This window comes from Butyrivibrio sp. AE2032 (assembly GCF_000702965.1).
The window spans coordinates 400,431-420,140 of record NZ_JNLF01000005.1 but is presented as its reverse complement, the minus strand read 5'-3'; the positions used below and the strand labels follow the sequence as shown (position 1 = coordinate 420,140).

The following is a 19,710-nucleotide window of genomic DNA, read 5'->3' as shown; positions in this document are numbered from 1 at the left end:
AGATGACTTTTTGGGGAAAGGCTTGGATCAGGGTCGAAGCAATACTTAAGGCCGCCTTAGGGCTGGTCCTTTTTCTTGCCGTCGATTATGTCGTGCTTTATGCGCTTATCTTCCTTAACATAGACCGGAGTGTTTACAAAGGAACGTCCAATTTCCTGGTTTCGATCGGCGTCATTATTGTCATGTTCATCGTGAACAAGCTGAGTTCGGCTAAGAAAGAGCCTCTCTTCAAGATGGCCAGGCTTACTGCAGACCAGGTTGCGGCGCTCATCATAGTGGCTCTCGGCATGCTGGGATTCGTTATGCTCTACATTATTGTTGCAGACAGGATCTCCGTATATCTTGAGTCGCTCAAGGAAGCGGTCGCGGATTACCGCGAGAGTACAAACAGGTTTGCTTCTGTTTCCCAGACAGTGGTACCCATCTGGGATAAACTGCTTTATGTCATTACGCTTTGTTTTATCGTTCCCGTATCCGAGGAGATGACTTTCAGAGGCGTTGTTTTCGGGAACCTCAGAAAAGGGTTCGGACCGTGGGTATCTGTCCTTCTGAGCGCTTTAGGATTCGGCATCATGCACGGTCTGTCGGTACACATTGGCTATGCTATCGTCTGCGGCATCATAATAGCCGCTTGCTATTATCTGACTGACAGCCTGATCGCGCCGGTAATACTTCACATGGTATTCAATATCTTCGGTTCCGGCATTGCTAATTTCATGATGATCGAGACGTTCAATGTTCCCGACAACATAAGGTCTGCCATTTCATCGGGTATCAATACTTCCTCAATGATCTTCATGCCTGTTGCCGTACTGGCTTTTGCATATCTGGTCAACGTGAAGAGAAAAAATGCGAAGAAGGCGGAAGAAGAAAAAGGGCAGAAGGCAGACGATGCTGAAACCGTTAATGAGATCAATGCTGAGAGCAAAACCGGAAATGAAGCCGGAAACGATATGCCGGCTATAACCGAAGCTGACGGAATAGAGGTGCAGAAATGAAGAAGCATGCCCGTCTGATGTTCGGTATCACCAGAAAGACAAGATTTGCGGCCGGAATGGTTGTGGTCGCCGTTGTAATGGTCATGGCCGTTATAGTGTTGAGTTATGTCGGAATATTCGGCTTAAGATCGGAGCTCTGCGAGATAACGATAACTTCAGACAAGGCGGGCGACACGTACGGCGGTGTCGGCATAAACTGCGATGTCATCCCGAATATCAACATCGTCAGGGACGCATCTTTCGAGAGTTCGACGGATTATACGAGCATGCTCCTGGCAGGCGCATCCGAGAACAGCGTCTTCCTGACGCCTGATGCCGTTGCGGCAGCCGGTTACGATACGGCATCCTGCAGCGGAGATACGGCCCGCATCATATCTATCGACAGTGAGCGTGTCATGAGCGAGAAGTTCACCGGAAAGGTCACGGGTTTTAAGCCTGCTAAACTCGGTGTCGTAAGCCCGATAATCGATGCAAAGGACCTCTGGGATGAGGACCGCATCAGTGAGATGGCTTTCTTCGGCAACACCGCAGTGGCCCTGACTGAGAACGGAAGACTCATCTACGATGTTACGAACAGTCAGTTGACAGGTGTCGTGGAGAGCGACGAGCGTTTTGCAAAGATCGCGTCAAACGATTCCGGCATCATCGCGGTAACGCTTTCAGGTTCGATCTATACTTCTCAGGACGGCAGGAATCTTGTTCTTGTCTATTCTCCTGTTTTTGACGATCCCGATACCGTTCTTTGCGGCATCGGCAGCACCGGACAGGCATTTGCCGTCTGCTACACTGACGGAACGGTGATATCGGTGATGAACGGCAGAGCAGCGTTTTCTTCGCTCCCGAACTCAAATGCGACGGCTTTTGTTTCTGACGGAAAGAGACTGATGGCGGCAGACATTGAGGGAAATATCTATTCATCAACGAACGGCATGGTCTTTGAAACTGTCGGTCAGGAAGAATGGCTTACGGAAGATGAAAGGCCTGTAGCCTGTGCTTCTGACGGAAGATACTGTTTCGTAGTAAACCGCTCAAGAGCCGTGATCGTCAGTTCCGGAGAACAGGGATTTATTCTTGAGAATAATGAGATAGCAAAGTCCACCGGTGCGGAAATCAGCAGCGCATATCTTACGGATACAGGACTCATAATCGTGGGAACTGCGGACAGGAAAGCATTTGCGGTAAATCTTCTTACAGGCAGCACTGCCACGATCACATCCGAAAACGTAGTAATAGAGAAGATAATCGGAGTTTCGGGAGACAAGGTCTATTACGATTCGGGCAAGGAGATCTACAGATCCCAGATCCTCTCGGAACTTGCACTCGAAGGAAATCTTGAAGGTGTCGATGTTATAGCCGACGATATCCTGATAATCGGCCACTCCCAGAAAGCCGCGAGCGGATCAGTGAGCGCAGCCGTCGACGAAGGCGATGACTGGTCGGTTTCTGATACTTCAGCATGGGATATATACGGCAGAGGCACCGCGGTAATAGTTTCAGACAGATCATACAGCGGAAAGAACGGCGCCAGATTGTCCGGAAGCGGTACCGGTGTTCATGCCATGACACAGAAACTTCAGGGAACCGCTGCGGATAACTTTATCCCGGGAACATTCTACCGCTTAAGCCTTTATGCGATGTCTGACAATGCGCCGGATAAGGTCTATTGCTGGGTTGAGGGAGAGGAGTTCGGAAGATACGGCTTCGAACTTGCCCAGGTCGGAGGAAATTATAAATATTTCAGTTATGTTTTCGCTGTAACCGATCAGATGACCGATGATTCCGAGATAAGCCTGAATATTGCCTTTGAAGGCTCCGGCTCGATCCTGATCGATGACATCTATCTGGGTCCTGACAATTATGATTCTGCCGGGATACCGCAGTATTATGCTGACACTCTGGCATCCGGAAATCCTTCCGCGGTAAGGCTCAACAACCTCAACATCGGATGCGACGGTTTTGCTGAGACATCGCTATATCTCATGAGCGAGGATTCCGTATCGAGGGCTCTTACAGGAACGACGAGCAGATCCGTAACAGGAGTTTCCGACGCCGAAGTCGTTCCTTCTTATGCAGGACAGTCTGTAACCGCTTCTTTGGAGGACTGTTTCAGACTCGTAAAAAAATGCAATTCGTCACCCTGGCTCGTTATAGGACCATATGTGAATCAGGGCGATGTAGACAAACTCCTTGAGTATATGTGCGGCTCCATGACGTCCGAATACGGCGGCCGCAGGATCGAGAACGGCACAGCTTTGCCCTGGAGCAGACAGTTTGCGAGATTCTACATTGAGATCAGCGACAGCAGCAAGGTCTTTAAGAGCGACCTGCAGAAATCTTCTTATGTGAATTACGTTATCTCGATGTTTACGCAGTCAGAGTATTTCAGTGACATCAAGGATAAGACCGTATTCCTTGACGGCATGGAATACAGCGGCGGTTCCATGATGTCTGATGCCGACAACCATACGATGGCAGTCAGGCTGACCGCGAACGACAGCACGGCAACCTATATCGAAAATATCAACACCAGTTATGTCATCGCACAGTATCAGACGCCCCATATCGTTTCCGGCAACAATGTCGGTGAGTATATCTACGTATTAGATACCGACGGCAGCAACTGCGGAAAGATAGTATCGGCGATAATGACCCAGGAAGCCGATTTTGCCGAGATGTTCCTTTTCGACGCCTCGGTCAACTTCGTACCTTCATCCTATACGGGGAGCGGCATTTTCGTTAAAGACAGGGAGTTCGTAAATATGATGACCGTTTCTTCGCTTACCACGGGGTTTGCGGGTTATGACGAGCTCTACATCGACATAAAGGAGCCGCTTGATAAGGATGTTCCGGTCAGCGTCGAACAGTTTATGTCCAACATCACTTCGGCTTGCTACAACAAGGGCGGCAAGTCATATCTTGTTATTTCCAACCCGACCACCACGCAGCAGAGCTTCCTTATCAACGACAACAAACTCGGACGTTCCGACAGTATAGTAAGACGTTACGATGAAGAAGGCAGGCTCATAAACGAGAGAAAGATCAGATATGAGCATATCCGTCACATACTCCAGCCCGGAGAATTCCTTATCATCGAGATAGACGCAAAGTAAAACCAGGGCTGAAAAGCCTTAAGAGATGAATTCAGTTGCTTGGGAATTATTGCATCAGCCTTCGCTGATGAGCCTGATCAGTTCTTCTGATGCTTTGGAGCAGGTGTTCTTCCACTTTTGGCAGAGCATTTTGGCTGTTTTCTCGTCTTCTACGGTAATGGTGGCCGTAAAAGGCTTTTCGTCGCCCGTATAGCTCAGGATCACGCGGAATCTGTTGTCTTCCGTAGGTTCCATGGATGCCGAACTTACGGAATTTTCTGCCATGGCACTCTTTATCTCGCCGGATGTCTCGTCAAGACGGGCGAGCAGGGGAGCGCTGAGGGATGAGATAAGGTCGTTTAATACGGCTTTCCCGCCGTCGGTTATAGTAAGGTTCTCGGTAGAGCCGATGGCTTCACCCGTGAAATCGCCTGACTTGCGCTTATCCATAAGATTTCCGGCGATCAGCTCATCATAAGCTCTGCTGAATGTAAAGAAATCTGAATAAAGAAGCTCCATGCACTTTTCCCTGAGGAGATGGTAGCTTACGCCCGGAGCTTTGTCGACCAGATAGAGTATTTGAATCTTGCTTTCAGCAATCGATATGTCAGACATCATTAAATCCTTGCCAAATATAATAAAATCCTGACTTAATTATACTCGAAAATCGAATTTTACGGGTGTATACTCTGTATGATTTTTGAATTAACCCTTAAGGAGAACAGTAAGATGATTACATTTGATTACCAGAACGCCCTCGATTTTATCGGCGGTGAAGAGGCAGTCGCAAGAATGGAACCTCAGGTCAAAGCCGCTTCTGATATGCTTCACAAGAAGAACGGTCCCGGAAATGATTTCCTCGGCTGGCTCGACCTCCCCACAAACTATGACAAAGACGAATTCAAGCGCATCACAAAGGCAGCTTCAAAGATCAGAAGAGATTCCGATGTCCTTATCGTTATCGGTATCGGAGGATCTTATCTCGGAGCACGTGCAGTTATCGAGCTTCTCGGTCACTCCTTTGCTTCTGCTGCTACGAAGAAGGTAAGAAAGAGCCCGCTCATCCTTTTCTGCGGCAACTCGATCAGCGCCACATATCTTGCTGACATGATGGACATTATCGAAGGCAAGGATATCTCCCTCAACATCATCTCCAAGTCAGGCACAACCACAGAGCCTGCCATCGCTTTCCGTATCCTCCGTGCTTACATGGAGAACAAGTACGGCAAGAAGGGTGCAAAGGAGAGGATATATGCCACAACAGATAAGGCAAAGGGTGCTCTGAAGGGCCTTGCTGACAAGGAAGGTTATGAGAGCTTCGTAGTACCTGACGACGTAGGCGGAAGATTCTCCGTTCTCACAGCCGTAGGTCTCCTTCCCATCGCCGTTGCTGGCATCGACATCAAGGAACTCATGAAGGGTGCTAGAGATGCTTCCAAGGCATACAAGAAGCTCCCTCTTTCCGAGAATCCCTGCTATCAGTATGCAGCAGTACGTAACTGCCTGCTCCGTTCCGGATATTCCACAGAGGTTATGGTCAACTACGAGCCCTCTTTCCACTTTATGACAGAGTGGTGGAAGCAGCTTTACGGTGAGTCCGAGGGTAAGGACAGAAGGGGTATCTTCCCGGCAGGCGTTGATAACACGACAGACCTTCACTCCATGGGTCAGTTCATCCAGGACGGTGCTCGTATCATGTATGAGACAGTCGTTCAGATCGACCAGCCCAGAAGAACATTCTTGATACCCAACGACAAGACAAATCTCGACGGTCTTAATTTCCTCTCCGGCATGGACATGAACGAAGTTAACGCGAAGGCAATGCAGGGCACTATCCTTGCACACGTTGACGGCAAGGTTCCGAACCTCCTGATCCACATGCCTGACCAGACAGCTTACTCTCTTGGTGAGCTCATCTACTTCTTCGAGAAAGCTTGCGGCATCTCAGGTTACCTCCTTGCCGTAAATCCTTTCAACCAGCCCGGTGTTGAGGCTTACAAGAAGAACATGTTCGCTCTTCTCGGCAAGCCCGGCTACGAGGACCAGAAGGCTGCTCTCGAGGCAAGACTCAAGAAATAAAAGGCAAGCAATTGCTTTGAACTTTGAACAACGCAGGGGCTCACGTGGTGGAGCCCCTGTGTCATTTTTGAGATTGTTTAATACATCAGCAGTGTATTGAATACCGTTATCTGAATTGCCTATAATATTGCAAAGGAAAAGGTGTTCCAGTGGGATTGGAATACGCATTGATTAACGGGGGTATATATGAAGAAAAAACTGTTTTCAGTTGTAATTGCTGTTGTTATGACTGTGGTATGTCTGGCCGGTTGTTCCGGTGATTTTACTAAGGAGTCTTTCATAAGCGCAGCAAAGAAGATTGGTATGAAAGAACTTGAGGATACTCAAGAACTCACCCGGATCAAGGCATAACCCGGTGAGACTAAAGCGTTTTATTACGACGTGGAGAATTTACAAATAGTCCAGTACCTGAAAAGCTCGTTTGATGAAAACCTTTCTGTTGAAGATGTGAAAGGATGCGTAATAGTCAATGAGAGCATAGGGGAAAACGCCGATCACGGTACCAGCTTAACCCGTATATATTATTTGACTCTCAAAGACAATAAGACAGCGGAGAATCTCTATAAGGAAGAAATTAAATCATTCAAACTCATGAAGCCGGAAGAAGGCAAGAAGAATGGCGTAACATATACTATCGGCTATCTCGGTCCCGATGATTCCCAGCATGACAACTCAACGGTTGAGCTTGCGTGCGGTGTTTATCTTAAGGACAACCAGCTCGTTTGGATCCGCAGTGATTACTATTCCACCATGAAAAACGACTGCGTTGAAGGCATATGCAAATCCCTCGGGGTAGTATCACCTTATAAGTTGAAAAAATCTTAAACCCGGTTGCTTTTGGCCACCTCTGTTGTGTTCGAAAACCGGATTGTATATTTTGTGTATACGATTCGTATAGAACGGGAAATCGGGGAAATCTATAATATCTTTCAGGAATAAGGTTATCCGGAGAGGTCCGGGTTATACCAAACAGGGAGGATTTGACTATGAAAAAGAAGTTGTTGTCACTGGCTGCGGCTGGTGTAATGACGGTTGTTTTTTTGACCGGATGCTCAGATGCATTTAATTCTGATTCGATCAGCAAAACGGCGAAGAAGTTTGGCATGACTGAAGCAAAATCATATTCAGAATATATTGCTGTGATCAGGCCGGATGAAGTAGATTATTCATCAGTTTACTATGATATCAAGGACAGCGAGGAGGCTAATAAATGGTATTGGGCAAGCTACCTCATAAATGAAAGCCCGTCACCTGAAAACATTGTCAAAGAATGTGTTCTTTGTATGGATTATCATAAGCGTGAGGGTGAGACCGAACCTGATTACATGACGGAGATCTATATGTTCATTGCTGTTGACGAAAAAACTGCGGATGAACTTTATGATGAATTTTGCCAGAGGATTAAATATGATCTCATTTCTTCCGGAGAAAAGAATGGCTATTCATATCTAATAAGCTATATTGGGACAGAAACCCGTAGAATGGCGATAGGTGTATATAAAAAGGGAGATACAGTTATCTACATTAACAACGGTGGTGGCATAGTCAAAGAAAACAATTGCGCTGAGTTTTTCTGCAAAGATCTGGGACTTGTATCACCAATGACGTTGAATAAATAATCCTTTGACGGGATTTAATTGAGTAAGTGATGATGGCTATTTACCAGCTTGTGACTGATATTTATAAATCTCCGAAATGAATATATCATATCGGCTCTTTAAGGGCACTAGCCTGATGCCTCTACCTGATCTAATTCAGGCTGCTTTTATCTTGATTATCTGTTCTCCTGTCTTGATGGGAATTGCTCTTGTGTCACCCAACTTCATCATCTGATATGCCGCATTTATGTCTGCGTTAATGAAGATCCCGCTGTTGCTCTTAAATAATCCTCGTTCTATTCTTCGTGTCTTGTCATAGTAAGTTCTGGTTGGCTTTTCTCCGTCAAGATAACTCGTTCCGCTCGTGTAACTCTCGCGTACAGTTTTTACCTCTATGCCTTCAAGTCTTGCTTTGTACACGATCATGTCCGTAAGTGTCCTATACGGTATGGATACAAAGTTCTGGTTTGTTATGTTTCCCATGTGTACTTTCTGTTTCCATCCGTGATTGGATCCTATCACTATTAGTCCGACACCTGAAGAGACGGCCAGGTTAACTATCTTCCTGCTTGCCTTGTGCATGTAGTCTTTTATCTTGCGGTTTCTTTTTGACGTAAGCTTATTCAGTCTTTTGGTCCTGTTCTTTCCGTTATATACCTTCGCCTCCTTCTGCATATGCGCTCTTGCCTTGTTGTAGTACTGGTTTATCGATTTCAGCGGTTTCCCGTTGATTATCACGGGCCTGTCTTCGGAATCCCATGCGGCTGCTATGAGATTGTTTACTCCCAGGTCTATCCCCATGACCTTTGTCCCTCGTGCAGCCTTTTCCTCTTTCTCATACATCAGACTGATAAGGACAGAATCCTTGAACGTCCTTATCCTTATCTGTCTGACTGTACTGTGTCTTGCACGTATGTGTATACCACTGAGGAATTTAGGCATGGTTACATTACCATTCTCATCCACCTTGAAGTTCTGACTGGTTATCACAAGAGAACCTCTTCCTGTTTTCGGGTCCAGATATCCCGGTACATGTGGATGCTCCTTGAACTTCTTCGGATCTTTCCCGTATTCTGCTGTCGCCCTGTAGAACGACTTCCACTCTCTGCATTTCTCCTGTATGCATATCTGACTGCATGTCGCATATGGAACGTCCTTATATACTTCCGTTCCTTTCAGATACCAGCTAAGGAAATATGCATCGGCTATATATCCGTTGTCGGCATCGATATAGCGTAATCTCTTATTCTCAGAGCGTGATGCATTGTATTCCGTTATGCCGCTGTTTATCGCTCTGATGAGTTCATCTTCCCAATCTTCAAGTGCTTTACCGTTCACGATCTTCTTATGTATGCGGTAACACTGCTTTATCAGGTAGTTGATGCTGTTGGAAAGGTTCTTCACTTTATAGCAGTAACCGTCTATCTCGTGAAGAAGCTTCTTATTGTTATGTCTTTTAATCCTGTGTTCTTCCGAGAGTATCATGTTACATGCCCCTTATCTCTATGTGACGAATGAAAGCGGCGGTCTTGCCGATATATCGCTGTTATGTACAGTCAGCCTTCTGCTCAGTATCTGTACGAACATCAGGCTTATGTTTTCCGTCTTGCTTCTTTTGGTGTTTGTTATCAGGTTATTCCAGATGATGTAATGCTCCAGATGTTTGGTCGATACTCCGTGAAACCTGTCGATAAAGCTTTTTAATGAACTGTGGTATGCATTGATGCGTTGGATACCAAGTTTAACCGGTTTTGCGAACGCGATCCCTTCAACGTCAACGGAACAGGGGACACACACCTTTTCTGATGACAGACCTTTCCTGTGCATGTCATTTCCTCTCTTATGTGCTTTCCTGGGCATTATGAACTGTCTGCTATTTTTATGGTTACCCTTGTAGGAAACGTTAAAGAATGTCTCATCAGCTTCAACTATGCCGTCGAAACAAACTCTGTCAGTTACTTCCTACAGAGCATCCAGTATCTTATGCCGCCAGTAAAAGGCTGTTGTTACCGATATGGAACATTCTTCAGCAGTTTCCTTAAGCGTCTTTTTATCCGACATACACTTCAGATATTGAGCCCAAACATTCAAATTCTTTCTAGTACCAGAAGTAACGGAGCAGGAACTCGGTATAAATGACTTCTTGCAATCACGGCAGAGGAAACGCTGAATACCGTCTTTACGCTTTCCGTTTTTAACAACATGAGAACCTTCACAATAGATGCATGTATTACCATCGGCAATACGTGTCTTGATAAGGAAATCCTGGAGGTTATCCTCGTGTACATTTACAGTATTGGAAAGAGTCGTATAGAACACGATACGGTCAGTGAAGGACAATTTCTTATATGCAGCAAAGACTTCCTTCAACTCTGACATCGTACGGGCTCCCTTCAAAAACAAACAAACGTTCTATACATATAATAGAACTAGAACGAATGTTTGTCAACTGCGAAATTTAAAAGAGCCAGTGATGATTATTCTTGCGGGCAAGTTGCTCGAATGTTTGTTATACTCCGCTTCGCTCCATGAAACAAACAAGTCGCAACCCTTATTTGAAGTCTGTTTGTTATCTGTCAGTTTTTGAGCAAGCTAAAAAACTGACAATAACTCACATCCTTGCGGGCAAGTTGCTCATAAGTTTGTTATATTCCGCTTCGCTCCGTGAAACACTTATCTCGCAACCCTTACTTTGCGTAAGTTCGCGATTTTTCAGTCCTGGAGCAAGCTCCGGACTGATATTGCTCACTTCCGCAAGCAAGTTGCTCGATCGCGTGTTATAATAATGCGCGAATTTATTAATAAAGAGGTAGATGCTATGATTTCAACACTCGAAAACGGCGCTTGGTTATTAAACGGCGTTGAACTCATCGAAGATTCCGGTAACGCAGCAGAAGCAGTAGCTGCTAAGAGCGGCAAGGCTGCAGACAAGATTGCTGCAAAGCAGGGCACCATTGCTTACGGTATCCTGAAAGATCACAACACATCAGACAACATGGAGCAGCTCAAGATCAAGTTCGATAAGCTGACTTCACACGATATTACTTATGTCGGTATCATCCAGACGGCAAGGGCTTCAGGCTTGGAGAAGTTCCCGATTCCTTATGTTCTTACAAACTGCCACAACTCACTTTGCGCAGTAGGCGGAACGATCAATGAGGATGACCACATGTTCGGTCTTACTGCTGCCAAGAAGTACGGCGGAATCTATGTACCTCCTCATCAGGCGGTTATCCACCAGTATGCAAGAGAGATGCTCGCTACATGCGGCGGCATGATCCTTGGCTCCGACTCACACACACGTTACGGTGCACTCGGTACCATGGCTATGGGTGAGGGCGGTCCTGAGCTCGTAAAGCAGCTCCTCTCACAGACATATGACATCAAGATGCCCGATGTAATTGCCATCTATCTTACAGGCGAGCCGATGAAGGGCGTAGGTCCTCAGGACGTTGCTCTTGCTATCATCGGAAAGGTATTCAACTCCGGATATGTTAAGAACAAGGTTATGGAGTTCGTAGGCCCCGGTGTTGCAAGCCTTTCAGCTGACTTCAGGATCGGCATCGACGTAATGACAACAGAGACGACATGCCTTTCTTCGATCTGGCAGACAGATGAGAAGACAGAGCAGTTTTTCGACATTCACGGCAGAAAGGGCGACTATAAGAAGCTCGCACCTGCTGACGTTACATATTACGATGGTGCTGTCATCGTTGACCTCTCAACGATCAAGCCTATGATCGCTATGCCTTTCCATCCTTCCATCGCTTACGAGATCGAGTATGTTAATGCAAATCTCGAGCAGATGATCGCTGAGACAGAGGAGAGGGCAAAGGTTTCTTTCGGCGACAAGATCCAGTATTCACTGAAGGACAAGATCCAGGGCGGCAAGCTCATGGTTGATCAGGGAATCATCGCAGGATGCGCAGGCGGCGGATTCGAGAATATCTGTGCTGCTGCTGACATCATGAAGGGTAAGTACATCGGTGCTGACAAGTTCACGATGTCCATCTATCCTGCATCCACACCTGTTTACATGGAGCTCGTAAGAAACGGCGTTGCAGCTACACTCCTTGAGACAGGCGCCATCCTTAAGACAGCATTCTGCGGACCTTGCTTCGGTGCGGGCGATACACCTGCTAACAATGCATTCTCAATCCGTCACTCCACAAGAAACTTCCCGAACAGAGAAGGCTCAAAGGTACAGAGCGGACAGATCTCTTCCGTTGCACTTATGGACGCAAGATCCATCGCTGCAACAGCTGCAAATAAGGGTGTTCTCACACCTGCTACAGAGTTCACAGGCGAGCTCAATAACTACGCTTACACATTCGATTCAAAGATCTACGCTAACAGAGTCTTCGATTCAAAGGGCGTTGCAGATCCTAATACAGAGATCCAGTTCGGACCTAACATCAAGGACTGGCCGAAGATGGAAGCTCTCCCTGAGAACCTCGTTCTCCAGGTAGTATCCGAGATCCACGATCCTGTTACCACAACAGACGAGCTTATTCCTTCAGGCGAGACATCTTCTTACAGATCCAATCCGTTGGGTCTTGCAGAGTTCACACTCTCACGTAAGGATCCTGACTACGTAGGACGCGCTAAGAACATCCAGAAGGCAGAGACAGCACTCGTAGCAGGCGAGAAGCCTTGCGAAGCAGTAGAGGGCCTCCACGATGTAATGCAGGTAGTTAAGAGCCTCATTTCTTTCGAGCACGGCAACGTAAAAGAAATCGGATTCGGTTCAGTAATCTTCGCAGTTAAGCCCGGTGACGGTTCTGCAAGAGAGCAGGCTGCTTCATGCCAGAAGGTACTTGGCGGATGGGCTAACATCGCTAACGAGTACGCTACAAAGAGATACAGATCCAACCTCATCAACTGGGGTATGCTGCCTTTCATCATCGAGAAGGGCGATCTCCCTTTTGCAAATCTCGACTACATTCTCTTCCCGGGAATCAGAACAGCAGTCGAGACAAAGGCTGATACGATCAAGGCAATCGCGATCAAGGGCGATGAGACAAAGGAGTTCACTCTGACATTGGGCGACCTCACAGACCGTGAGCGTCAGATCATTCTTGACGGCTGCCTCATTAACTTCAACCGTCAGAAATAAGATCGATGCCGCAAAAAGGAAAGAGACAGCATCAGCAGATTACGTTTGCTTATATCTTTAAGCAGTGGATAGCACCTCTGTTCTTCATAACAGTTGGTGCTGTCGTAGCTGCTTTTGCGCTTGAAGAATTCCTTGTTCCGTTTACGATCTTAGACGGCGGTGTCGTCGGTATCTCGATGATCATAAGCCAGCTGTCTGACGCTCCTCTCGGTATTCTTACGATTGCTTTGAATATTCCTTTCATGATCCTGGGATATAAGCGTCTCGGCATAAGATTCCTCATCAAGGCGATCTATGCAATGGCGGTTTTCTCAAGCTTCCTGGGCATTTTCGAGGATATGCCGGCCGTAACGGAGCAGGAGATACTTGTAGTCGTTTTCGGAGGCGTGCTCCTGGGCGTCGGCGTCGGACTCATCTTAAGGCATGGCGGATGCTTAGACGGCACAGAGATCGTGGCGATGTTCCTGTCGAAGAACACAGAGTTCTCGGTTGGACAGATCGTCTTATTCTTCAACATAATCATCTACTCGGTAGCAGGTTTTCTTTTCGGACCTGACAGAGCGCTCTATTCACTCCTTACGTATTTCATCACTTCGAAGATAATCGACATCGTCGAAAACGGAATGGAGCAGGGCAAGTCCGTCATGATCATCACAGACCATGGCCAGGAGATAGCAGATGCCATCTATACGCAGCTTGGAAGAACATGCACCAAGATGGAAGGCAGGGGCATGGTGAGCAGCGGCACGAAAACGGTGCTTTACTGTGTCATAACGAGAGTTGAAGTGCCTGCGATAAAGAAGATAATCAACGACGCAGATGTATCTGCTTTCATGACGATCTCGGATGTCTCGGAGATCGTAGGAAATCACATTAAGAAAAAGAAAGCGCCCGCGCATAAACAGGAAGTAATCAAAAAAGGACGTCCCGGCTGAGACGTCCTTTTTGATATAATCTTTTTATCGCTATTGGTTCAATACCGTACCCGTAATTTCATTAAGTCCGGTTTGTGGTTTTGTATGGTCATAAAGAGGTCACATCTTTTTCCTATACTCACGGTGAACAAAGACGGATGTCGTGGAAAGGAATGAAAAAGATGAAAAAGAAATATTTGGGATTCGGGTTAATTTACGGTGTTATTGCGCTGCTTATCTTCTCGGTATCGATCTCGATCTTTACTGAGAGCAAGATCGATCAATTAAACTACGGTTTTCGCAACTGTATGACTATTCCTGATTCAATACTGGGTGTGATCACCATAAAGGACCGTGATAAGGTGGTCAGCAGAGTCATCTACACATGGGAATTACTGTCTTATCTGGAAGATGATGTAGGCATATATTCTACTGTCGTTGACACAAGAAATGGCGGCAGGGTCATATTTGAATCACAGCCCTTTCTGGAAGCCCGCTATTATGGCGAGATAGAAACAGAGGTCATAGAGAACAGCGAGTTCAGATATGAAGAGAAATCGACCCAGCTGGTTCCCGGCGATATACGGTATATGTTTTTGGAAGACAAAGGAAAGTTTTCAAAGGACGAAGCTCTGGCGCTGATGCTTCCCCGTACACATGAGGTCTCAATAAAGGGTGCAAGATGTGATGAGACATTCTTATACGGAGGCACACTTACGTTTACTTGTGACGATACGGTCAGGACATTGAATATCTCTGAGCCTGAAGTGGTCAACGAAAGAGGAAGCGTTACTTACGAAGAGTGGCTCGTCAGGCTCGATGAGGTGAATTACTATGACTTGGGCGGGCGTGCCGGAATGAATAATAAGGCACATAAGTTAAGTGATAAATATGTAGATATGCTCCTGGACGGCAAGGCAACTGCAGGAACAAAAGTAAGGGAAGGCATCTTCACTTCAACAGCTTCGGCAGTCTATGATTTTGACAGCGGTAACTACCTTATTACTTACTACATGGTAATAAATCCTCTTCAGATCGTTTTAAGAGACAATTTGAAGATCTATATCCTGTCTGTCCTGGCACTCATTCTGGTTGAAGCGGCCATCGTTTTCGTAGTCAGAAAACTCTACATCAATCAGAAGAAGTTCGAGTTAAGGAGCGAAAAGCTTACGAAAGGAATCGCATACGATCTTCAGGGACCTTTGTCTGTTACCAGGAAGTATCTTGATAACTGGGAAAACATTGATGACGATAAGCGTTCCGAGTATTCGGAAAAGATCATATCCGAGGTGGACCACATGTCATCCATGGTAACAAGGCTGCTTGAACTGTCTAAATTGCAGGATGGCAAGGTTAAGCTTAACTGTGAGGATGTTGATCTCCTTCAGCTCACTCAGAATATTATCAAAAGAAACAGGCAGCTGATCTCGGATAAGAAGATCGATGTGACATTTGCTTACGATAAAAACGAGGAAGCTTATCCCGTATATGCAGATCTCGAGATGATATACATCGTTATAAATAACTTCGTGACGAACGCGATCAAGTATTGCGATGAAACCATCACGATCAGGCTGGAAAAGCATAGAAATACTGTAGAATTCAGCATCACGAATGACGGCGCACGGATCGAAAAAACAGATTTCGGTAAAGTGTGGGATATTCTTTATAAACCCAATAAAGGCATGGCTGAACCTGACGGGAACAGCGGAGTAGGTCTTTCTGTCGTAAAGGATATTCTTGATGCCCATAATGCAAGGTATGGTTGTTACAGCGGCTCTAAAGGAACTAATTTCTGGTTCTTCATTGATGCGTATGATGACAGATCTTTTTCATAGACTAAAGGCATGAATAAGAAACAACAGGTCATGGAAAGGAAAATAAGATGAAGAAACAATATATTAGATACGGAACTTTATTTTGCATATTTGTTTTACTGGCATTTGCAGTTGCAGTGGGAATTTATACTGGCAACAAGATCAAAGCATATAATGACGGGTTTCACATGGGGCTCAGCAGAGCAGGATTTATTGATTATCATGATGAGAACACCGATGGAGATTTGGAAGAGAAGTTGATCTCAGTGTGGGAGTACTACGATAAGAACCAGGCTGATTGCACAGTCTTTTGTTCCTGGATGAAAGATGTGAACAGCGGAGAGATTATCATTGATTACGAGACGTCTTCCGGAATTGACAGTGATGCTGAAATGGAAAGACTTAGTAATATGGCGCATGAGGTCTGTGATCAGTCTGAACAGGCTTATATAAATCACAAAGTTGACAATGATAAATCAGGCGTATTTACCTCGACATACGGATGGTTATGTCCGTCCGGAAACGGTACCATTTACATAGCTTTCGGCATAGTGGCAAAACCTCTGAAGAGCGTTCTCAGGACTAATGCAATAGCTTATGCTGTGATGCTCGCAGTATTTCTTTTCGTAGAGTCGTCAGTAGCTTTTTCGTTTGTTTTGCTCTACAAGAATCAGATGAACTATGAGATCAGGAACCAGAAGCTTACAAGGGGCATTGCACATGAATTAAAAACTCCTCTGGCTGTTACAAAAGCAACCGTTGAGAACTGGGATTATTTCGATGACGACCGCCGTAAAGATTATTCGAAAAGGATCGTAAACGAAGTCGATCACATGTCTGACATGGTGGGTAAGCTTCTCGATGTATCGAAGATAAAAGAAGGCAGCAATAAGATCAATAAAGAAGCCTTTGACCTGAAGAAACTGACTGAGGAAACTATCAGAAGGAATGCTGCGCTGATCCGTGAAAGGAATATCACGATCGCGTTTAATCATGATGAAAAGCCTTATATGGTATTTGCAGATCCTGAAATGATGGAAATGGTATTAAGCAACTTCATGTCGAATGCGATCAAATACTGTGATCATATCATTATGATCCGGCTTAACAGGAACGGCCGTAAAATAGAGTTCAGCATCACCAATGATGGTGCTAAGATAGAGAAAAAGGATCTGGACAAGATCTGGGATATCTTCTATACGACAGACAAGGCCAGAACTGACAGAATGAGCAGCAGCGGTGTCGGGCTCTCGGTCGTAAAGAGCATCCTGGATGTCCACAAGGCTGATTACAGTTGCGTAAGCGGTGACAAGGGAACTGAGTTTAAGTTTTCCATGCCTGCTCATGAAACGGACTGAAAGGTTAAAAAGGGAAGTAAAGAATGTATCGGATCTTGCTTGCAGAAGATGAGGTTACATTAAGAGAAGTCGTTGAAGTCTTCTTCCGCAAAAACGGATTTGAGATAGACGCGGTCGATAACGGAAATGATGCCTGTTCCTTAGCGGACAGGCAGAAGTATGATGTGGTCATCCTGGATATCATGATGCCCGGAAGAGACGGCAAGGAAGTGTGCCGCCACATAAGATCAAAGTATGATGTGCCTATCATATTTCTTACTGCTTTAGGTGATGAATGCGATATCATCTCCGGCTACGAGACCGGTGCTGATGAGTATGTTACCAAGCCCTTTTCCACAAAGGTCCTGCTCATGAAGGTTAATGCCCTGATCAGCAGATACCACGGGCTTCTTTCCAAGAACGGATGCCTTGTCATTGATGAGATCACTATAGACCCTGCAAGGCACCTCGTAAGCGTGAACGGAAAAGCAATAAATCTTGCGCCCAAGGAATATGATCTGCTCCTGATGTTTATCGATCACAAGGATATTGTCCTTACGCGTGACCAGATCCTTGATATTGCCTGGTGTTCTGATTTTGAAGGCTATGACAGGACTGTCGACTCACACATAAAGAAACTCAGAAAAGCTCTCGGGAAAGCAGGCTATCATATTGAGACGGTTATCAAGACAGGATATGTCTGGAAGAGCGGAAAGCAGTAATCATCTGCCTGATGCCTTAGCCCGGATTATTTATTTTCGTCCATCTGTGATGAAGTAATTGACGTTGTCCGTTTAAAAGAAAAGGACTGTCTCAAGTGCAATGCTTTGAGACAGTCCTCTTGTTTTCCGTGTTGTCAGGCGTTTTACTTCTTGCCGAACTGGCTGTTGAGTGCGTCAACGTCAGGGAGATCTACTCCGACCTTCTTTTCGACCTTGTCGATCGCGTCGTTGGCGATCTTCTTGGCATTCTCGTCCTTAGCTACGGCGCCCAATGCGTCCTGAGCAGCATCTTTTGCTTTGTTGATATCCAGATCCATAAAAGAAACCTCCGTTTTTTGTTGATAACTGCATTATAGCACCATAAGGAAAATTTGAGATGTCCTGTTCGGAGTCTGGAGAAGAAATGATTCCTTCAATGTATTTTAGCGGTAATAGAGTCAGAATATGTCCCTTGTTGCTTTTGTCTTTCACATGCTACTCTTAAATCATTAGCGGATAACAGGAAAATAAGCGGCAAAGATTGCCGCGGGAGTTAATATGGCGGTTTGTGTATCAACTGAAGTAATGCGAAACAGCGACAGATGGACGATCGAGAATCTCGTTCCTTCAAAAGAGCTGATGGCGAGGGCCGGAAAGGCGATCTTTGATCAGGTCAGCTGGAAGGGTCCCGTAGGAATAATATGCGGCAAAGGTAATAATGCAGGCGACGGTTTTGTCGTCGCATCGCTCCTGAAAGATCAGGGCATAGACTGCGAGATAGTCCTCCTTTACGAAGACTCGTTTTCGGAGGACGGAAGATACTTCTATGATAAGTGTATTGAAAAGGGCATCCCTACGGTTACTGGCGGCGATTACGGAAAGTACGGCACCATCCTCGACTGCATCTTTGGAACGGGTTTCAAAGGTGAAGTAAAAGAGCCTGCAAAGAGCGCAATAGAAAAGATAAATGCGTCAGGTGCTTACGTTGTAAGTGCTGATATAAACAGCGGTCTCAACGGCGATACGGGCTTGGGCGACCTGTATGTCATATCGGATCTTACGGTGTCGATCGGCACATTTAAGTACGGGCATTTTCTGGGCCACGCGAAGGAAGCAATGAAGGATAAAGTGAACTGCGATATCGGTATAAAGATAATCGGTGAGACAAAGGAACTGTCGTAAGATTTAGATGTGTTCATAATGGGGATTGTCTTATGGGAAACGCGGATTTTTATGATAATTTCGACAAGGAATCTGAGAAGACTCCGAAGAAGGAGAAGATAAAGGTTGCAATTGTCATATCGGTAATTGTCCTTGTCATTGCTATGATCCCGCTCTCGAAATATATTTTCATACCTGAAATCGGCAGGACGTCATCGTATATGAAGATAAGGAGCGGAGAGGTGGAAGTCGGCGACGTTCTGGCCATAGGCAATTCCAAAGCGAACAACACATGGAAAGTGATCGGCAAACAGGATTCGGAGATACTCGTCATTAATGAGAAGAGCGTGGCTACGATGACATATTGCGGAACGCTGTCACCTTTTACTTCACCTTACAACGGCAACACGGTGATCTTAAGAGCGGACAGCGGACATGACAAGAAACCCCAGCCGTCGGATCTCTGGTTTTCCTGCGGACTTAAGGACGTGTTAAATGACGACTATTACACTAATTTCTTCAATGACCGTGAGCGATCGAGGATGATCGACAAAGGATTCGGCAATATCTTTTTGTTGAGCGAAGAAGAAGTCTATCAGTATTTCCCGTACGGGGCGGACAGGATATCTTCAGGCAGCTCATACTTATGGTGGCTCAGATCTTCGGTCAAGATCGGTTATGAGAAATATCCGTTTTATGTCGACCGCGAAGGTGTGATCAACGGGGAAGGAAGATGTACGCAGGAATCAGCTCTGGGCGTCCGTCCCGTTATGTGGCTCGAGATAGGATGACATTTGCCCTTGTTGAGATGCACTCAACTGTTCGTTGTTTGTAATCGAATTTGCGCAATTATATTATGATGCCATCGGGTGCTCGAAAAGTTTATGCAATCCAAGGAGA

Annotated in this window: 18 protein-coding genes; 13 read left to right on the top strand and 5 right to left on the bottom strand. The window is 45.8% G+C overall.

Annotation, left to right across the window (positions count from 1 at the left end; translation table 11 throughout):
* Positions 1-2 precede the first annotated feature (2 nt).
* Positions 3-998 carry a CPBP family intramembrane glutamic endopeptidase gene (locus tag BO18_RS19575; RefSeq protein ID WP_034449053.1) on the top strand — a complete coding sequence of 332 codons (996 nt, stop codon included), beginning with the start codon at positions 3-5 and terminating at the stop codon, positions 996-998.
* On the top strand, positions 995-4,108 hold the full coding sequence (locus BO18_RS19570) for a hypothetical protein (protein ID WP_034449052.1): 3,114 nt from the start codon (positions 995-997) through the stop codon (positions 4,106-4,108). The genes BO18_RS19575 and BO18_RS19570 overlap by 4 nt, the downstream gene beginning before the upstream one ends.
* Positions 4,109-4,162: 54 nt before the next feature.
* Here the strand turns inward: BO18_RS19570 and BO18_RS19565 are convergent, their stop codons facing one another.
* A complete protein-coding gene (locus tag BO18_RS19565) occupies positions 4,163-4,705 on the bottom strand; it encodes a DUF4364 family protein (RefSeq protein WP_034449051.1) in 543 nt (180 codons plus the stop codon).
* A gap of 111 nt (positions 4,706-4,816) precedes the next feature.
* Here BO18_RS19565 and BO18_RS19560 point away from each other — a divergent pair, with 111 nt between their 5' ends.
* The 4 genes from BO18_RS19560 (at position 4,817) to BO18_RS19550 (ending at position 7,785) form a co-directional block, all read left to right on the top strand.
* Positions 4,817-6,166: a glucose-6-phosphate isomerase gene (locus tag BO18_RS19560; protein WP_207643582.1), complete on the top strand. Its 1,350-nt coding sequence runs from the start codon at positions 4,817-4,819 to the stop codon at positions 6,164-6,166.
* 186 nt (positions 6,167-6,352) lie between these two features.
* Positions 6,353-6,517 (top strand): hypothetical protein, encoded by a 165-nt coding sequence (locus tag BO18_RS34970; protein WP_185752518.1) that lies wholly within the window; start codon positions 6,353-6,355, stop codon positions 6,515-6,517.
* 30 nt (positions 6,518-6,547) lie between these two features.
* Positions 6,548-6,991, top strand: a complete 444-nt coding sequence (locus tag BO18_RS19555) for a hypothetical protein (protein ID WP_034449049.1) — start codon at positions 6,548-6,550, stop codon at positions 6,989-6,991.
* Positions 6,992-7,152: 161 nt separating this feature from the next.
* The gene (locus BO18_RS19550) at positions 7,153-7,785 is read left to right on the top strand and encodes a hypothetical protein (protein ID WP_034449048.1); all 633 of its coding nucleotides are present in this window, start codon (positions 7,153-7,155) and stop codon (positions 7,783-7,785) included.
* Positions 7,786-7,920: 135 nt separating this feature from the next.
* On the opposite strand, the gene BO18_RS19545 is transcribed toward BO18_RS19550, so the two are convergent.
* The 3 genes from BO18_RS19545 to BO18_RS34415 all read right to left on the bottom strand — a co-directional run bounded on the left by BO18_RS19545 (position 7,921) and on the right by BO18_RS34415 (position 10,143).
* Positions 7,921-9,249 (bottom strand): RNA-guided endonuclease InsQ/TnpB family protein, encoded by a 1,329-nt coding sequence (locus BO18_RS19545; protein WP_051688977.1) that lies wholly within the window; start codon positions 9,247-9,249, stop codon positions 7,921-7,923.
* Between the two features lie 18 nt (positions 9,250-9,267).
* Positions 9,268-9,624, bottom strand: coding sequence for a hypothetical protein (locus BO18_RS34420; protein WP_051688976.1), 357 nt, complete (start codon positions 9,622-9,624; stop codon positions 9,268-9,270).
* A gap of 102 nt (positions 9,625-9,726) precedes the next feature.
* Positions 9,727-10,143, bottom strand: a complete 417-nt coding sequence (locus BO18_RS34415; protein WP_051688975.1) for an IS1/IS1595 family N-terminal zinc-binding domain-containing protein — start codon at positions 10,141-10,143, stop codon at positions 9,727-9,729.
* 439 nt (positions 10,144-10,582) lie between these two features.
* On the opposite strand from BO18_RS34415, the gene BO18_RS19535 reads away from it, so the two are divergent.
* From BO18_RS19535 to BO18_RS19515, 5 genes are all read left to right on the top strand, one after another.
* Positions 10,583-12,880, top strand: a complete 2,298-nt coding sequence (locus BO18_RS19535) for a hydratase (protein WP_034449047.1) — start codon at positions 10,583-10,585, stop codon at positions 12,878-12,880.
* Positions 12,881-12,885: 5 nt separating this feature from the next.
* On the top strand, positions 12,886-13,815 hold the full coding sequence (locus BO18_RS19530; protein WP_081778816.1) for a YitT family protein: 930 nt from the start codon (positions 12,886-12,888) through the stop codon (positions 13,813-13,815).
* 161 nt (positions 13,816-13,976) lie between these two features.
* Positions 13,977-15,632 (top strand): sensor histidine kinase, encoded by a 1,656-nt coding sequence (locus BO18_RS19525; RefSeq protein ID WP_185752517.1) that lies wholly within the window; start codon positions 13,977-13,979, stop codon positions 15,630-15,632.
* Between the two features lie 47 nt (positions 15,633-15,679).
* Positions 15,680-16,969, top strand: a complete 1,290-nt coding sequence (locus BO18_RS19520) for a sensor histidine kinase (protein WP_034449045.1) — start codon at positions 15,680-15,682, stop codon at positions 16,967-16,969.
* Positions 16,970-16,992: 23 nt separating this feature from the next.
* On the top strand, positions 16,993-17,670 hold the full coding sequence (locus BO18_RS19515; protein ID WP_034449044.1) for a response regulator transcription factor: 678 nt from the start codon (positions 16,993-16,995) through the stop codon (positions 17,668-17,670).
* A gap of 143 nt (positions 17,671-17,813) precedes the next feature.
* Here BO18_RS19515 and BO18_RS34965 read toward each other — a convergent pair whose 3' ends face one another.
* Entirely contained in the window at positions 17,814-17,987 is a 174-nt protein-coding gene (locus tag BO18_RS34965; RefSeq protein ID WP_185752516.1) for a hypothetical protein, read from the bottom strand.
* Between the two features lie 220 nt (positions 17,988-18,207).
* On the opposite strand from BO18_RS34965, the gene BO18_RS19510 reads away from it, so the two are divergent.
* Both BO18_RS19510 and BO18_RS19505 read left to right on the top strand, forming a co-directional pair.
* Positions 18,208-18,831: an NAD(P)H-hydrate epimerase gene (locus tag BO18_RS19510; RefSeq protein WP_051688974.1), complete on the top strand. Its 624-nt coding sequence runs from the start codon at positions 18,208-18,210 to the stop codon at positions 18,829-18,831.
* A 32-nt stretch (positions 18,832-18,863) separates the two neighbouring features.
* Positions 18,864-19,601 (top strand): DUF6273 domain-containing protein, encoded by a 738-nt coding sequence (locus tag BO18_RS19505; protein WP_034449043.1) that lies wholly within the window; start codon positions 18,864-18,866, stop codon positions 19,599-19,601.
* Positions 19,602-19,710 lie beyond the last annotated feature (109 nt).

Coding starts and splice junctions, on each gene's coding strand:
- BO18_RS19575 (WP_034449053.1), top strand. CDS start 3: ATGACTTTTTGGGGAAAGGCTTGGATCAGGGTCGAAGCAATACTTAAG.
- BO18_RS19570 (WP_034449052.1), top strand. CDS start 995: ATGAAGAAGCATGCCCGTCTGATGTTCGGTATCACCAGAAAGACAAGA.
- BO18_RS19565 (WP_034449051.1), bottom strand. CDS start 4,705: ATGATGTCTGACATATCGATTGCTGAAAGCAAGATTCAAATACTCTAT.
- BO18_RS19560 (WP_207643582.1), top strand. CDS start 4,817: ATGATTACATTTGATTACCAGAACGCCCTCGATTTTATCGGCGGTGAA.
- BO18_RS34970 (WP_185752518.1), top strand. CDS start 6,353: ATGAAGAAAAAACTGTTTTCAGTTGTAATTGCTGTTGTTATGACTGTG.
- BO18_RS19550 (WP_034449048.1), top strand. CDS start 7,153: ATGAAAAAGAAGTTGTTGTCACTGGCTGCGGCTGGTGTAATGACGGTT.
- BO18_RS19545 (WP_051688977.1), bottom strand. CDS start 9,249: ATGATACTCTCGGAAGAACACAGGATTAAAAGACATAACAATAAGAAG.
- BO18_RS34420 (WP_051688976.1), bottom strand. CDS start 9,624: ATGCCCAGGAAAGCACATAAGAGAGGAAATGACATGCACAGGAAAGGT.
- BO18_RS34415 (WP_051688975.1), bottom strand. CDS start 10,143: ATGTCAGAGTTGAAGGAAGTCTTTGCTGCATATAAGAAATTGTCCTTC.
- BO18_RS19535 (WP_034449047.1), top strand. CDS start 10,583: ATGATTTCAACACTCGAAAACGGCGCTTGGTTATTAAACGGCGTTGAA.
- BO18_RS19530 (WP_081778816.1), top strand. CDS start 12,886: ATGCCGCAAAAAGGAAAGAGACAGCATCAGCAGATTACGTTTGCTTAT.
- BO18_RS19525 (WP_185752517.1), top strand. CDS start 13,977: ATGAAAAAGAAATATTTGGGATTCGGGTTAATTTACGGTGTTATTGCG.
- BO18_RS19520 (WP_034449045.1), top strand. CDS start 15,680: ATGAAGAAACAATATATTAGATACGGAACTTTATTTTGCATATTTGTT.
- BO18_RS19515 (WP_034449044.1), top strand. CDS start 16,993: ATGTATCGGATCTTGCTTGCAGAAGATGAGGTTACATTAAGAGAAGTC.
- BO18_RS34965 (WP_185752516.1), bottom strand. CDS start 17,987: ATGGATCTGGATATCAACAAAGCAAAAGATGCTGCTCAGGACGCATTG.
- BO18_RS19510 (WP_051688974.1), top strand. CDS start 18,208: ATGGCGGTTTGTGTATCAACTGAAGTAATGCGAAACAGCGACAGATGG.
- BO18_RS19505 (WP_034449043.1), top strand. CDS start 18,864: ATGGGAAACGCGGATTTTTATGATAATTTCGACAAGGAATCTGAGAAG.